14 protein-coding genes are annotated in these 14,947 nt (G+C 38.9%); 5 read left to right on the forward strand and 9 right to left on the reverse strand.

The annotated features are described in order from the left end of the window. Window positions 1-212 precede the first annotated feature (212 nt). From AC4IF5_RS17840 to AC4IF5_RS17855, 4 genes are read left to right on the forward strand one after another with little or no spacing between them, the layout of a single operon-like run. On the forward strand, window positions 213-659 hold the full coding sequence (locus AC4IF5_RS17840; protein WP_490736893.1) for a sugar dehydrogenase complex small subunit: 447 nt from the start codon (window positions 213-215) through the stop codon (window positions 657-659). Then, a complete protein-coding gene (locus AC4IF5_RS17845; protein ID WP_490736895.1) occupies window positions 656-2,743 on the forward strand; it encodes a GMC oxidoreductase in 2,088 nt (695 codons plus the stop codon). Before AC4IF5_RS17840 ends, AC4IF5_RS17845 begins: the two co-directional genes overlap by 4 nt. Window positions 2,744-2,747: 4 nt before the next feature. Continuing rightward, window positions 2,748-4,226 carry a ferritin-like domain-containing protein gene (locus AC4IF5_RS17850; protein WP_490736897.1) on the forward strand — a complete coding sequence of 493 codons (1,479 nt, stop codon included), beginning with the start codon at window positions 2,748-2,750 and terminating at the stop codon, window positions 4,224-4,226. An 18-nt stretch (window positions 4,227-4,244) separates the two neighbouring features. Beyond that, a complete protein-coding gene (locus AC4IF5_RS17855; RefSeq protein WP_490736899.1) occupies window positions 4,245-5,774 on the forward strand; it encodes a peroxidase, FMP-type in 1,530 nt (509 codons plus the stop codon). Window positions 5,775-5,972: 198 nt separating this feature from the next. Here AC4IF5_RS17855 and AC4IF5_RS17860 read toward each other — a convergent pair whose 3' ends face one another. Together AC4IF5_RS17860 and AC4IF5_RS17865 are read right to left on the reverse strand one after the other, a co-directional pair. Next, a complete protein-coding gene (locus tag AC4IF5_RS17860; protein WP_490736901.1) occupies window positions 5,973-6,611 on the reverse strand; it encodes a TetR/AcrR family transcriptional regulator in 639 nt (212 codons plus the stop codon). Between the two features lie 280 nt (window positions 6,612-6,891). Continuing rightward, window positions 6,892-7,530, reverse strand: coding sequence for a TetR/AcrR family transcriptional regulator (locus AC4IF5_RS17865; RefSeq protein ID WP_490736903.1), 639 nt, complete (start codon window positions 7,528-7,530; stop codon window positions 6,892-6,894). 819 nt (window positions 7,531-8,349) lie between these two features. Between AC4IF5_RS17865 and AC4IF5_RS17870 the strand changes: the two genes are divergently transcribed. Next, window positions 8,350-8,709: a prevent-host-death protein gene (locus AC4IF5_RS17870; RefSeq protein ID WP_490736905.1), complete on the forward strand. Its 360-nt coding sequence runs from the start codon at window positions 8,350-8,352 to the stop codon at window positions 8,707-8,709. Window positions 8,710-9,090: 381 nt separating this feature from the next. Here the strand turns inward: AC4IF5_RS17870 and AC4IF5_RS17875 are convergent, their stop codons facing one another. The 7 genes from AC4IF5_RS17875 to gcvH form a co-directional block, all read right to left on the reverse strand. Continuing rightward, complete coding sequence (locus AC4IF5_RS17875) at window positions 9,091-10,005, reverse strand: hypothetical protein (RefSeq protein ID WP_490736907.1); 915 nt, start codon at window positions 10,003-10,005, stop codon at window positions 9,091-9,093. 9 nt (window positions 10,006-10,014) lie between these two features. Then, a complete protein-coding gene (locus tag AC4IF5_RS17880; protein ID WP_490736909.1) occupies window positions 10,015-10,863 on the reverse strand; it encodes a hypothetical protein in 849 nt (282 codons plus the stop codon). Window positions 10,864-10,876: 13 nt separating this feature from the next. Continuing rightward, window positions 10,877-11,782, reverse strand: coding sequence for a hypothetical protein (locus tag AC4IF5_RS17885; RefSeq protein ID WP_490736911.1), 906 nt, complete (start codon window positions 11,780-11,782; stop codon window positions 10,877-10,879). Window positions 11,783-12,484: 702 nt separating this feature from the next. Continuing rightward, complete coding sequence (locus AC4IF5_RS17890; protein WP_490736913.1) at window positions 12,485-13,081, reverse strand: methyltransferase domain-containing protein; 597 nt, start codon at window positions 13,079-13,081, stop codon at window positions 12,485-12,487. Continuing rightward, on the reverse strand, window positions 13,078-13,449 hold the full coding sequence (locus AC4IF5_RS17895) for a glycine cleavage system protein H (protein ID WP_490736915.1): 372 nt from the start codon (window positions 13,447-13,449) through the stop codon (window positions 13,078-13,080). Before AC4IF5_RS17895 ends, AC4IF5_RS17890 begins: the two co-directional genes overlap by 4 nt. 12 nt (window positions 13,450-13,461) lie before the next feature. Continuing rightward, window positions 13,462-14,544, reverse strand: a complete 1,083-nt coding sequence (gene gcvT, locus AC4IF5_RS17900) for a glycine cleavage system aminomethyltransferase GcvT (protein WP_490737016.1) — start codon at window positions 14,542-14,544, stop codon at window positions 13,462-13,464. 20 nt (window positions 14,545-14,564) lie between these two features. Beyond that, entirely contained in the window at window positions 14,565-14,945 is a 381-nt protein-coding gene (gene gcvH / locus AC4IF5_RS17905) for a glycine cleavage system protein GcvH (protein ID WP_490736916.1), read from the reverse strand. Between the last annotated feature and the right edge of the window lie 2 nt (window positions 14,946-14,947).

Here is a 14,947-nt window from a genome sequence, read left to right on the forward strand (position 1 = left end):
CGTAGAAATACTTAATCCTATCTGATCTGATCTGACTAATTTCGGATAAACAAAAACTGATACAATGGATAGCTTAAAAAAACACCTGTCATTTCCGAAAAAGGGATGGGTTCTTCAATGGTATCCCGGAAGCCTGGCTAAGCCAGATCAACATTATGATTATTTCCTCTCAATTAAGAGCTTAAGATACTTTAACCCTCAAATTTCACGAAATGACTATTATTAACAAAATCCTCAACGTCGATGATTATTATTTTGACGTATTTATGTCGGTCTCAGAAGCGCTTACCGGGTTTTCTGTGAGCGAGCTACAGGCTACAGGCCTGGCAGAAACCTATTATACCCATATTCTGGGAAACTTACAGGCCGCCACTTTTGTAGACTTCCTGACCGTTTCCAAAAATGTATTTGAAAATTCTTTCACTGATGATCAGCTAAGGAATGCTATTGCTTCCGAAATCATGGCAGATCCCGGATTGAACGATATTGCCGGTAAAATTATCACCGTTTGGTACCTGGGAACGTGGGAAGGGGCTTATGTCAATGATCTGTCTTACAAGGAAGGTCTTGTCTGGAATGTAATGCATTCGCACCCGCCGGGCGCCAAGCAGCCTGGCTATAAATCCTGGGGCGTTCAACCTGTAAACAGCAACCCATGAGCCAGGCAAACCATAAAAAAGATGTGATCATCGTAGGAACGGGGATCGCAGGATCACTGATCGCCAAACTTCTGACCGATCATGTATTTGATACCCAAAAAGGAAAAATGATCCACCGAGCAGACGTCAGAAAAGGTGACAATATCCGCGAATTATCCGTATTAATGCTGGAAGCAGGACTGGAAGCAGGCTTAGAATTAGATTCTGTATCATCAATGACTGCCTATAATGAATATATACGTACTTTTTATATGCAGGAAGCCAAAGTGCCGAATTCACCCTATCCTAACTTAAAGCAAGCTCCTTCACCGAATGTTCTGGATATGGAACAGATCACTCCCCCATTCCCTGATAAAAAAGGGTACCTGGTACAGTTTGGTCCGATGCTGTTTGCCAGTGATGCCATCAGAGTCGGAGGCGGAACAACCCTTCACTGGCTGGGAACCACACCAAGAATGCTTCCTAATGATTTCAAGCTTACTGAAAAGTACGGTATTCATATAGATCATCCTCAGACTAAGGAAAAAACACCTATCAACTGGCCTATAGATTATGAAACCTTAAGGCCTTACTACGAAATGGCTGAGTTTGAAATCGGTGTTTCAGGAGATGTTTCAAAACAGGAATATCCTATTTCTGAAAGTATAGAACAGTATTATGGTGATTACGTTTTTCCGATGGAGGAAATTCCCCAAAGCTATATGGATCACCAGATCATAAAGGGTCTTGAAGGAACAAGTGTTCAGCTAAACTTCGAAAAAATTCCTTTACTTCTGGTTCCTTCTCCACAGGGAAGAAATTCTATTCCGAATCCCAGATACGGAAAAACAAAGATCATCAAAGCAGAAGCCATATCGTCAGGGTATAAACTGATACTGGACCGCTCGGAAAAAGAAGAGTATAAAGCTCTTGGCTCAGTCTGGAATCCTTATATGGGAGAGCGTTGTGAAGGCAATGCATCCTGCGTCCCTATCTGCCCTGTTCAGGCCAAATACAATGCTTTAAAAACATTAAAAAAAGCATTATATAAAATTAATGAGAATGACAATCTTACCCGTAATCCCAATATGGAAGTTCAGGCTCAGAGTGTGGTCTACAGATTAAGTATTGATCAGAAGGACAGGGATAAAATTTCAAAGGTTCATTTAAGAAGATACATTTCAAAGGAGAAAACGGATTTTACTGAGGAAGTTATCGATACTTCTGATTCCATCGTCATTCTGGCAGCCAATGCTCTTGAAAATCCTAAAATTTTGCTGAATTCAAAATATACGGTTACAGAAGGCGGTAAAAAGGTTGAAAAGACCGTTGCCAACCGTAGTGACCAGGTAGGAAGAAACCTTATGGACCATATGGTCATGCTGACCTGGGGATTATTCCCTGAACCGGTTTATCCGTACAGAGGTCCCGGTTCCACCACCAATATTTCATCTTTCCGTGACGGAAACTTCAGGGGTGAATTCTCAGCATGGATTTCACCGCTTGACAATTGGGGATGGGGCTGGCCGGCATTTTCTCCGGGATCTGACCTTGCAGAATTTCTGGCTGATGGCCTTTTCGGAGCAGAATTGAAGGAAGCCCTGACTTACAGGCTTTCGAGACAGGTTTTATTCCATTTTGAGATCGAGCAGCTGCCTCATCCTGACAACAGGGTTACCATTAATGATCAGTATACCGATGCATTGGGCATCCCCCGACCGGTTATCCATTATGAACTCACAGATTATGAGAAAAAAGCGATGGAACAGGCAAAACTGGCTTCAGATCAGATGTTTGAAAGACTGGGTATCCAGGATTTCACAACCTATAATGCAACAGATAACAATACTGTGGTCTACAATAATGTAAGGTATTCTTACAACGGAGCGGGCCATATAGTAGGAACCCACAGAATGGGCGCTTCACCGGAGGATTCTGTAACCAACAGCTATTGTAAATCCTGGGATCATCCGAATCTTTATATCGTAGGAGCCGGAAACATGACCACACTGGGAACATCAAATCCTACCCTTACCTTATCTGCATTTACAATCCGTTCAGTAGAATCTATCTTATATGACCTGGAAAATCAATTTAAAAACTGAAAACATGAGACAAAGACTTATCAATAAAACAGAACCAAAAGAAACCCTACAGACTTCCCCCCTCTCAAAAGGGATAAGAGCTTCAGGCAGAAGCGCCATTGTTGCGGATGCTGTTTCATTACCATCGCTATTATTCGATTCAGCCATCAGTAAAGATGACTGGATAGAAGGCCTGAAGCACCACAGCAAAACATTGACTAACCTCCTGCTGAATGACCAAATTGAAGCTTTTGATCAATATTTAAGTTCACAATTCGGATCAGCGGTTCCGGAAATATCAGATCAGGTGAAAAAAGGACTGATTGACATGGATTACCGTCCGGTTTTACAGGACCTTTTGCAAACAGCTATTCTTATTGAGCACTCTACAATTCCGCCTTATCTTACTGCGCTGTATTCCATTAAAGACGGGACCAATGCATTGGCATCACAAATCATCAGAAGTGTTGCCGTAGAAGAAATGCTCCATCTGATTATGGTATGTAATGTCCTGAATGCGATCAATATCCAGCCTTCCGTCAATAAACCGCAGAACTACCCTACCTATCCGATGAAATTACCGATGAATGTTGATTTTTATGTAGGGCTGGAAACATTTTCCACTAACAGTATCGCAACATTTATTGCCATAGAAAGTCCGAGCAAGCCACTGGTAAAAGCTCCGAAATATGACCATGAAACAGAGCCGTCAGTATCATTTACCCAAAGAGCAGCAATACAGGAAAATAATTTCTGGACCCTTGAGAATATGAAAGGCTTCATCATGGAAAATGTGCATACCATCGGTGAATATTACGATGTGCTTTTCTTTTATATTGTTGTTTTCCAGATCATTGCTTATTATCAAAAACATGGAAGGCTTCCTCAGAGTTTCGGGGAATTAAATACAGGAGGAATCTTCACAGGAGATCCTTCAAAACAGATCCGTCCTGAGCAATACTACGGAAGCGGTGGAAAATTACATTCTGTGGAAGCTTTGGATGGAGTAATTGCGGTATTCCAGGAAATCAAAGGACAGGGAGAAGGTGCTGACGATTCAATTTTTGATGTTGATCCTTCCCAGTTTGAAGAGGGTGTGGAGCTGGCCCATTATTTCAGGTTTAAGGAAATTTTTCATGAGCATTTCTATGTAGGAGGAGACTACAGACCTTTTACAGACGAAGACGGAATGATGCCTGTAACCACCCCACCCACAGGAAAACCTCTTCCTGTGGACTGGAGCGCAGCCTATCCTATGAAAGCAAACCCCAGGCTAAGCGACTATACCGGCAACAGAGCGCTATACGAACAAGGGCTTGAGTTCAATAAAACATACAGGAGATTACTCGATGCCATTCAGAGCGCGGTGGAAGGTAATCAAAGGGAGCTGGAAAAATCAATCATGTACATGTACGCCCTGAAAGAACAGGCGGTAGGCCTGCTGAAGCAGCCATTGGATTCTCAGAACAATGCCGGTCCCACTTTCGAATACACCAGTTTATAACCATAAAAACGATATATCATGCTTAAACGTAAAAAAGAAAATCTTGAGGCGGGAAGTCAGTTATTCCGCAAGAGTACAGGTGAGAGTCAGAATACTCTGGCACAATTGATGGAAGGATATTCAAAGCTTCTTATTGACGATCCTGTGAGACCATTTAAAGAAGAAAACCTGGACGAGATAGGAAATAATGTAGATTATGGTATTTTAGCCGCTCTGGATGGCACCTGGGTGAGCTATAATGTCAATTACAATAAAAACGTTACCCAGCCATCATTAGCAAGTGGAATACACACTACGATCATGCCTTCACCAGGCACCAATCCGGGAACAATCCCCGGAAAATTCAGTTTCGACTGTGAGGAATATATTGAAAAGCTAACTTTTTCTCTGGTTCCCGGCGGAGTTCGTAACCGTGGGGGGGCAAGTGAATTATTTTGCGGAGCCGTTAAGTATGAACAAACCATTAAAAGCGTTAATACGGTAGAAGGTCAGGATACTTTAAAGTATACTCCTATTCATGAAGAGAATGGAATGTACCTGTGGCTTAGCGATGTTTACAATCATGCGGCCACTAAAGAATCAATTGAAAAAGACCGTGGAATTCATGCTTTTTCAACAGAGGACTATGAAAATTACGGGTATACCGGAGAATACAGGGATGAGCCTCTTGTAAGGGTATCACCGGACGGACAGGAAAAAAAGTATATTCTCCAAAGCGAATTGCAGCCTGGACAGCCCTATTACGAGATCATTCCGGCTCAGGAATTAAAGCCCGGTACAGGGATCGATGGTCCTTATTTTATTCCTGACTACTCTATTTCCCGAAGCGGCGTTATTCCCCATGGCAGTACCATTACTTTATTAGGAGATATTGCTCCTCAGGGTGGCAGCTATTTGGTTAATGGTTCTCCTGAATTCCCTTATGGTGAGGATGCATGGGAGCCTGATCACCTTTCCATTTCACGTACTATGGGTGGTGCCGGGGTAACGCCCGACAATATCATCGATCTTGACCAGCCTGCACCGGATTGGGTACACGAAACACTCACCGACAAGAATGATCCGGGTTCGAATAAGATCTATACCCAGCGAATACTGGCTGACGATCTGTATCCTTATTCTGTACGGCCTGATCTAAGGCTCCGGGATACGTTAAGAGGTCAGGAAGTCAGCAACTATGTCCACGTCAAGATGTCATCTAAAATGAAGACCGGTGCACAGGGAGGAATTTTAAATGTTCCTTTTGTGAACCGCTTTGTTCCGACCGTAGAGGTGGATATGCAAATGTGGATCGAAACGGTCATTGAAAACGGAAAAGAAATCCTTCAGCTGCAGTACGAGCAGATCGTATTCTTTGAATTTGATTTCGGAAATGACGGAGGTACTACAAGCTGGCCTCATATTCAGACCAATACGCTTCGTAAACTGGAAGATATTCCTGAAGATCAGAGAAAAGTAATAGAGGAACAATTTTTTAATACACAGCCGGAAATTGTTACCGGTGGTACGGTTAACCCGTCTTCCGGCTGTCCTTATCATAAGGAATAAAGATCTATCAAAGATACAAAATGAAGAGGCTGTCTCAAAAGTCAAATAATTCGGCTTTTGTCATTCTGACGAAGGAAGAATCTCAAACAACTGACCATCAATGAGATTCTTCATTACATTGCATTTCATTCAGAATGACGCTTTTGAGACAGCCTCTTTTTATTAATCTGAAATTGGTTTATTAAATCTTACGGAATATTAAAGATTCTCATAGCTTTGATCTACTAAAAAGGATATTGCTCTTTTAACTTTGTCACGTCCTTCAGGAGAATTCATATCCAGTCCACAAAAAACGCTACCATTCATGGAAGCATACATGTTCAGGTAATAAAGTCCTGAAACCATAATGGCCATTATTGCCCGAAAATCCTGCGAGCGTTCTCCGAAATAAGAATCCATCAGCAATTTAAAAATATATTCTCCATTTTCTTCCTGGGTATCGGTCAGCTTTCTTAATGACTTTCGAGGTTCAGACAAGCGCCACAGCAACAGCTTTTGAGCTTCCTTGTTCTTATGAACGTAGTCAAATTGTGACAGTAACATTTCTTTCACAAATAATTTTCCTCCATCATTGATATCCTGTATTATTTTGTCAATTTTATCTTCTGTCGCTTTGCTCCAATAATCCTGTGAGCGGATGTATTCGTCTATAAGACCATCCATTCCGCCAAAATAAGTGTAAATCATTTTCTTGTCCACTCCGGCTGTAGCAGCAATATCATTTATCTTTAATGCCGCATACCCTTTTGTTTTGAGGATTTTTCCAACTGCGTCCAAGAATTTCTTTTTACTGCGTTCCTTATTACGGATATTGCCTGCTACTGATTTTCTTTCCATGATTAAACATTCACCAGCACAAGTTATGAAATTTTTTAAAATTTTAGACACTATTTAGTGTCTTATTTTGTATATTTGTACAAACTAAAAACCATTCTATATATTTTAAGCGCTATCAGGGTTGAAAGAATTAAAAAAATATTTCGGACACTAAGGTAAAAACACTAAAGCCAACAGCACCATTAGAAATCTAATGATGCTGTTTTTATGTACAGATATTCTTTTCGCAGACAGAGAATATTTCTGGGGTTTAAAATAAATATATGGTGGAAAAAATAATTTAGAGATCCTCATAGCTCTGCTCTACTAAAAAGGATACTGCTTTTTTTACTCTGGCACGCCCTTCGGGGGAATTCATGTCCAGGCCACAAAAAATGCTGCCATTCATGGAAGCGTACATATTCAGGTAATAAAGTCCTGAAACCATAATGGCCATTATCGCCCGAAAATCATCTAACTTTTCCTTGAAATGAGGCTGGAAAATATATTTAAAAATATGTTCTCCGTTCTCTTCCTGTGTATCGATGAGCTTTCTTAATGACTTCCGAGATTCAGAAACACTCCAGAGTAACAGTTTCTGAGCTTCCTTGTTTTTGTAAACATAATCAAATTGTGACAGTAGCATTTCTTCGATAAATAGTTTTCCTCCGTCATTGATTTCCGGTATTATCCGGTCAATTTTATCGTCTGTCACTTTACTCCAGTAATCCTGTGAGCGGATGTATTCGTCTATAAGACCATCCATTCCGCCAAAATAGGTATAGATCATTTTTTTATCTACTCCGGCCACAGCAGCGATATCATTTACCTTTAACCCTGCATATCCCTTTGTTTTCAGAATTTTTCCAACTGCGTCCAAGAATTTCTTTTTACTACGTTCCTTATTACGGATACTACCTGCTGCTGATTTTCTTTCCATGACTAAACATTCAATGCTACAAGTTTATGAATTTTTTTTATAATTTTAGACACTTTACAGTGTCTTATTTTGTATATTTGTACAAACTAAAAACCATTCTATATATTTAAGCACTAACCGAGTTGAAAAATTGAAAACAATTCTGGTTGCATGATGCTCCTTGGATATAAACCAATATAAGCATTAAGCAGTTAAGGTATAACACAACTCCAGGCAGCATCATTAGAAATTCTATGATGCTGTTTTTATAATTTACTGCTCAACCGGAGAAATTCTTTATATGTTTTTGTTCTCCGGATAAAATTAAATAAACTGATAACCAGATAATTGCATATTTATTAAAAAAAATCCATTATTTTAGACACCGTATAGTGTCTTATTTTATATATTTGCACAAACTAATACCATCTACATAAATAAAACAGCATGTGGATTGAAAACTAAACAATTTCAATTGCGTTATGCGCCCTTAATTTAAGACAGTTGGTTCGAACAATAAGTGATTAAGGTAAAAACACTACAGAGCAGCATCATAGAATTTCTAATGATGCTGTTTTATTTCCTCGGATATAATGGTGATATTTACTTTCAGGGGAGTATAAGACCTGCAATTTCTTTCAGATCGAAATCACAGATCCTCTTCACCTTGACATCACTATAAGCCCAAAGATTGCTATAGCTCTGTTCAAAAATTCAAAAACAACAAAACACTGATTTTCAATAAGCTGAATAAAAATCAATCATTATTATGGTAACGATCTATTAAAGTGGTACCATAATTTGAAATAATTAAACCTATCTTTACCAAAATTTAAATTAATGAACTACAAGCTTGAGCTCAATACTCAGGAGCCTAATTCTAAAATTGTTTTTAACAACATCATATTTGATTCATTTAAAATTAACATCATTGAAAGATATATTGGATCAATGAAAGCCCGTCCCATATTATGTGAAGTCTTATTTAAAGTAAGAACTTTAGACAATGAGATTATTCAGAGAAGAGATGGCAATATGAGGGTAAAAGTAAAAGGAGATCAATTTGACACCTATCAGGAATTATCAAAAAAGCTGGGTTCTTATGAATATAAAAACAAACTGATCAACAGAAAAGATGTTGACCAGGACTATGTTCACTTTATTTTAAGTCTGGTCATTTCCAATTATGACCTTAATTAATCAAGGGAGTCTATAATTAAGCTATACCAGAATATTTTAAATAAAATCATGATCAGGTAAATGAAATGACAATGCTATTGCTGCAAACTTGTTTTCAGGAGCCGGTACAGCTTAAGCTTATAAGATATTTGACTTTTATATTGCCCGGATAAGCAATATTGGTAATATATCCCTTTTGACATCTGACCTGCTTTGTTTTCCCATAAAAAAAGCCCCTGTCCAGGGCTTTTTGATTCTAATGATGCTGAGACCTATCCCCAGGACCAATATGTTAAAACATTTGCGTACAAATTTAGCATAGGTAAATCATGAAAACAGAGTATTTACATTCTTTTTTGATTACCCTATAATTAAAGTATAAAGTATTATCACTGTAAAGATCTACTGCTCTACAATAGTAAGAGAATTATAAACTCCGCTTCCTGAAGTGTCAAATTGACTGGTAGTACCATCAAATGCTACTGTAATCCAGGTAAATGGTCTTAATTTATCTCCTTTGTTCAAATAAACACTTACGGTACAGGCCGAGCCTACAGGTACAGCATTGGGGCTTCCTCCTGTATCAGAAGCATATCCGTTATTTGTTTTTACCCTTTGGGTAATATTACCGGCAGGGTTTCTGACTTCCCAGATAGCTTCTGTCTGGTTATTTCCGCCGGTATTTACCTGGCTGGACTGTAATGCAAAAGTAAAGGTTGCAAAATATACTCCGGTTCTAGGGGCAATAAACTCACCCGTAGCCGGATCAAAATTATTGGTAGGAACCCCTGAATCGGAGTCCAGTTTTTCTTGCCAATTGGTCAGATAAGACGATCTACGCTGCACAATACCGGATTTAGTTCCTATCTCTGAAGGGATTCCACTCTCAAATACGTAGGTATCCTGAGTAATCTTACTGGCCATAACCACAATACGGGGTTTACCCTTTGGAAAAAAGCTAACCCAATCGGTCCCGTCAGAAAATTCCAAATATCCTTTTACTCCAATGGCAGGGCTTGGGACATAGCGTAAAGCTCCGGCACCAGCCTGTACAGCTGTTTTATCCGTATTTCCCAAAGCAACTGAACCATTGGTCCCGCTGCGTAAATCTATAGCCACTTTCGGACTGGCAACCAATACTCCTACCTTACCTGTATTATCTACTATGACCTTACCTGCATCTGTTCTAATTTCAACAGGGTTTACAGGGTCTCCTACTCCCAGTCCTATCTGAGCATTAGCCTGGGTTGCCCAAAAAAGCAGAGGTACAAAAGCGCTTACTATATTCTTTATTTTATTATTCTGTTGTATCATCATTTTAATTTTTTATAACTCGCTAATACTCAAATTATTTAATTTCCCGTCATTTAAGGTATTTCTTGCAGAGCCTATATTATGTTTAACACCAAATTTAATCGTATTGCCTGCTTTAAGATTAAATATCGCATTGCAGTTTCCACTGATAAAGTTACTGACTGCACCGGCCTGAAATGCAGGGTAAGAATTGACTGTTTTATATGTCTGAATATTCTCAATATTCCGGTCGCTTTCTATTGATGTTTCTATAAAGGTATTTTTAGGAATATTACCATTAGCCAGGGTAATGCTGAAAGATACCAGGTAAAATCCATCACGGGGAGCTGTAAAAATACCTGTAGAAGGATTAAAGTCACCATTTGGACCTGCTCCAAGGTCTACCGTTTCGTTCCAGCCTGATACATAGATCGTAGAATTGTTTCCAATACTTTGAGCTGTACTTTTATTGGCGTTCACAAGTGCCTTGGTGGGAGGTGTGAGAGGTAAAGCGATCCATTGTTCGCCATCAGAATATTCTAAAAAACCACCTGTATTATAGCGTATGGCACCTGCGCCGGCATCTCCTGGCGTTTGTGTACTGGTACCCAGTCCAATAAGTCCTTTATTATCCGGTGAACGAAGATCTACTTTGGTTATAGGATTTGGAACCCCAATTCCCAGATTACCTGATGTATTTACAACCACATCATTTGACAATTTTGGAGCGTCAGGGGTTGCACCATTATCTTTTTTAGCATCGATTTGTAAAGGATGTGCAGGTTTATCGGTAAAAAACCCTACCTGGGCAGTTATCTGACCTGAAGAAAAAAATAGAATACAAGCAAGTAATTGGTAAGCGAAACTAATTTTCATTTTCATAATAATCTATTTTTTAATGTTCTATAATGGTTAAATTATTAAATCCATCATCGGGATTTGTGGGATCTGTGGAGTTAGTGGTTACTCTGAGTGCCACTGAGCCACTCGATATAAGGTTGTGCCAAAGCCTTGTCACCACTTTTGTACCAGCAGTTAAAGTAAGTGTCACGGTACTTGACCCTCCGGCCTGAGTAGATCGGGTAGCATTTGCATCATCAGGAGTACCGGTCATAGATTGCCCGAAAGTTTTATAAACAGTGGCCAGGACTGTATTGCTGGTGATATTATAAAACTGTGATTCTACTCTGGAACCATCATTGATCACAGCTCCATTAAAGTTAAAGGTCAGCAGAAATGTATAGGTACCATCTCTGGGAGCGGTAAAAACACCCTGCAAAGCATCAAAACTATTGCTCATATCACGCACTATATTCCAGTTATTGATATTGGTAGCTGTGCCCTGTGTTATTGACTGGCTGCTTATTTTACGTGCCACAACGACTGCTTTTTGAGGAGCGATATATGCTTTGTGCCAAACCGACCCATCTGATACTTCAATCTTAGGTCCCACGGGCACATTTACCATATCATATCGCACAGCACCAGCACCAGCATCAGCGGCACTCATAGTGGTAGTACTCAAGCCTAAAGCATTTTCGGGACCTGCAGACCTCATATCAAGTTTTACCTTGGGAGTAAGCACCCCAGCTCCAATAAAGCCTGTGGTTTTACTAACAATAACGTCATTGGCTGCTTGTGCTCCTGCCGGAGCCCCGGTAGCTGGATTATCTTTAGCACCATCTACATGGAAAGCTCCTTGTGGATTTGCCGTACCTATCCCTATTTGTGCACGTGTCGGGTTAACAAAAGAACATATGACCCCTAATACCAGCATTATAATCTTCATTCTTTTTTTCATCTGTTTTATTTTAGGAAATTGAATTATTAAAATTTATGAATAGTATTCTTTTAAAGTTTTTTAACTTTATCTATGCTTTTCATTAAGACCTGTACTTTTTTCAGCATATTTTTTATAATAAAGAGTGTTTTTCATCATTTTTTTCACATATTTTTAGGTTTCAAAGGTACAATCTTTTCAAGATTAAAAACATACTGATTATATAGAAATAATTCGATAAAAAAAGTATTCTTATTTTGCAAGAATTATTTATTTATATTGGTTCGCCGGACCTCTGCCGGAAAGAGGAATAGATCCTGTCCCGTCTTGTAACACAGATACACCTACTCATTTTACTGCTTGCCCTCCACAAAAGAAAGAATACATGCATATCCATTACCAAATGGTTATATTATTGTTTTATTGAAAATTTGATATCCATAGCAGGACGCTGGTCATCGTCAATCAAAGCCAGCTCCTCTGAAATCCGGATAATAAAAACGGTTATATAAAAAAGTATTACTACAAAAAAGCTTGTAGTAATACTAAAAAAAAATATACATAATATTCAGACCTATGTATTCTGTTGACCAATAATATTTCTCAATATTATTTTATGTTCACATGGTTTGACTTCCCATCAATGCATTTATATTTCAGGGAGGCTTGTTTTTTATATTCAGGCTACTTTTAATTGTCTGCCCTGTTATTATCTTTATCTGTTCAGGACATTTTTTCCCAAAAATTCAATAATTTGTTACAGGCTGTATCCGTCAGATCGAAACTGTCCGGGATTTCATCCCATTTACTCCAATAAGTAACCAAACGGGTTCCTACCGGTGTTTTGTTAAGCTGCTCTTTTACATAATCCGAGTAATCATAGTATAAATCTTTGTCCGGAAGAACGGTATCATCAATTGAGCATGAGGTATCTATATTTTCATAAAAAGAATTGAAAAAATAAAATGCCTCATAATCTAAAAAAGAAATTTCATTGATATTTGAATGTATAAATTCCACATTGGAAATTTTATATTTGTCCGCTATCTTTTTTGAGATCCTGGTAAGGGAAGCTCTTTGTTCAACACCATAGAATACGCCTTTTGTAGAGGCTGCACCAACCAGGCAGAACTTTCCTGCTCCTGATCCTATATCCAGGACCTTTTTATCTCCATTATCTACCAAATACCGGGCAGCCATCCTTGCAATGGCAACAGGAGTCCAATGGCGTCCCGACAATGCTCTTATATGTTTAGGGTATAAATCATTAAAGGCATTGTCATCAACGTCCGCATTTGATTTAAGCTTGTCAAAAATCATCTGATCAATTGTTTATATTCCTCATGGGTTAAAAATTCATGTTCATGGATATCAGCTGAAATCAATAAAAACCAATAATTATAGGGGTCAGTATTGATATGTGAAGGTTTTTTATTCAAGATTGAATTTACTTCTATAATTTTACACTGACAAGGGGCAATAAGAGGAAAAGTGTCATTAATGCCGTAAACAACTCCTAATGATCCCGTTTTCTCAATAATTTCCCCTTCCGAATTAAATTCAATCAACCCTATTTCTCCTATTTCTTTCTGGGCAAAATCAGTGATGCCCAAACAGAAATCATACAGACCGATTTTCCTCAGCCATACATGGTTTTTGGTGTAAAAAAGATTTCCGGGAATAAGCATATACTATTGATCTTATTTTTTTACAAAAGGAAGGTTAACAATCATTGCTTTTACAGGCTTATTCCTGATATTAATAAAAATCTCATTTCCAACAGCAGAATTTTCAATGGGTACATATCCCATACCTATTGCTTTCTTTAATGTAGGTGACATGGTACCGGAGGTCACAGTTCCTATAATCTCATTATTCCCATTCCAGATTTCATAACCGTGACGGGGAATTCCCTTATCCTCCATTTCAAAGCCAACAAGCTTTTTAGTGATTCCTTTTTCTTTTTGAATTTTCAGGAATCCGCTATGAACAAAGTCTTTATTAAATTTTGTAATCCAGCCCAGCCCCGCTTCCAAAGGAGAAGTAAAGTCATCAATATCATTTCCGTACAGGCAATATCCCATTTCTAAACGCAATGTGTCTCTCGCTCCCAGACCGATAGGTTCTATTCCTTCCTCTTTTCCGGCTTCAAAAAGGGCCTCCCATAGATGACCTGCATATTTGTTCTCTATATATATTTCAAACCCTCCCGCTCCTGTATATCCTGTTGCGGATATCAGGACATTAGGAATACGAGCCAGTTCGCCTATGGTGAAAGTATAGTATTCCAGGTCTTTTAACCTGATGTCCGTCAATTTTTGTAGGACCTGTTCTGCTTTGGGGCCCTGAACTGCTAATAACGAAATAGAATCTGAAATATTGGTTACTTCCGCCTCAAAGGAATTGTGCGAAAGAATCCAGCTCAGGTCTTTTTCTATATTTGAAGCATTAACAACCAATAAATAATCGCCCTGAGCGATCATATAGATTAAAAGATCATCAATGATTCCGCCGGTATCATTAGGCATACAGCTATACTGTACTTTCCCCGGAGCCAGCTTTGATGCATCGTTGGATGTTATTTTCTGAATCAATGACAAGGCTCCTTTTCCTTTTATTGATATTTCTCCCATATGAGAAACATCGAATACCCCTACACCATTTCTTACGGTTTCATGTTCATAGTTGACTCCTTTATATTGTACAGGCATTTCATAGCCTGCAAATTCAACCATTTTTCCACCCAGAATATGATGTATGGCATTGAATGCCGTCTTCTTTATCTTTACAGTTTTCATGTTTATTATAAACCTATTAAGGAAGCATATGACTCAGCTTTTAACAGTCCTTGCGCATCTGACAAATTCCCGATCTTCATTTTAATCATCCAGCCATCTCCGTAAGGATCAGAATTTACAAGTTCAGGATTGGTCTCCAGCTTCGGATTGATCTCCAATACCTCACCGGCAAGCGGCAGAAAAAGATCGGATACTGTCTTTACGGCTTCAACCGTTCCAAATACATCATGTTGCTTCAGCGTTTCCCCCAGGGTTTCGATTTCAACATATACAATATCTCCCAGCTCATGCTGAGCGAAATCAGTAATTCCGATATAGGCATAATTATCTTCCAGTTTCACCCATTCATGGTCCTCAGTATACAGGAGGTTTTCAGGAATTTTCATTT

Source organism: Chryseobacterium sp. UF-290 (assembly GCF_058245615.1).

Excerpts from the sequence above, each read along its gene's own strand:
- AC4IF5_RS17840 (WP_490736893.1), top strand. The coding sequence starts at position 213 with ATGACTATTATTAACAAAATCCTCAACGTCGATGATTATTATTTTGAC.
- AC4IF5_RS17845 (WP_490736895.1), top strand. The coding sequence starts at position 656 with ATGAGCCAGGCAAACCATAAAAAAGATGTGATCATCGTAGGAACGGGG.
- AC4IF5_RS17850 (WP_490736897.1), top strand. The coding sequence starts at position 2,748 with ATGAGACAAAGACTTATCAATAAAACAGAACCAAAAGAAACCCTACAG.
- AC4IF5_RS17855 (WP_490736899.1), top strand. The coding sequence starts at position 4,245 with ATGCTTAAACGTAAAAAAGAAAATCTTGAGGCGGGAAGTCAGTTATTC.
- AC4IF5_RS17860 (WP_490736901.1), bottom strand. The coding sequence starts at position 6,611 with ATGGAAAGAAAATCAGTAGCAGGCAATATCCGTAATAAGGAACGCAGT.
- AC4IF5_RS17865 (WP_490736903.1), bottom strand. The coding sequence starts at position 7,530 with ATGGAAAGAAAATCAGCAGCAGGTAGTATCCGTAATAAGGAACGTAGT.
- AC4IF5_RS17870 (WP_490736905.1), top strand. The coding sequence starts at position 8,350 with ATGAACTACAAGCTTGAGCTCAATACTCAGGAGCCTAATTCTAAAATT.
- AC4IF5_RS17875 (WP_490736907.1), bottom strand. The coding sequence starts at position 10,005 with ATGATGATACAACAGAATAATAAAATAAAGAATATAGTAAGCGCTTTT.
- AC4IF5_RS17880 (WP_490736909.1), bottom strand. The coding sequence starts at position 10,863 with ATGAAAATGAAAATTAGTTTCGCTTACCAATTACTTGCTTGTATTCTA.
- AC4IF5_RS17885 (WP_490736911.1), bottom strand. The coding sequence starts at position 11,782 with ATGAAAAAAAGAATGAAGATTATAATGCTGGTATTAGGGGTCATATGT.
- AC4IF5_RS17890 (WP_490736913.1), bottom strand. The coding sequence starts at position 13,081 with ATGATTTTTGACAAGCTTAAATCAAATGCGGACGTTGATGACAATGCC.
- AC4IF5_RS17895 (WP_490736915.1), bottom strand. The coding sequence starts at position 13,449 with ATGCTTATTCCCGGAAATCTTTTTTACACCAAAAACCATGTATGGCTG.
- gcvH (WP_490736916.1), bottom strand. The coding sequence starts at position 14,945 with ATGAAAATTCCTGAAAACCTCCTGTATACTGAGGACCATGAATGGGTG.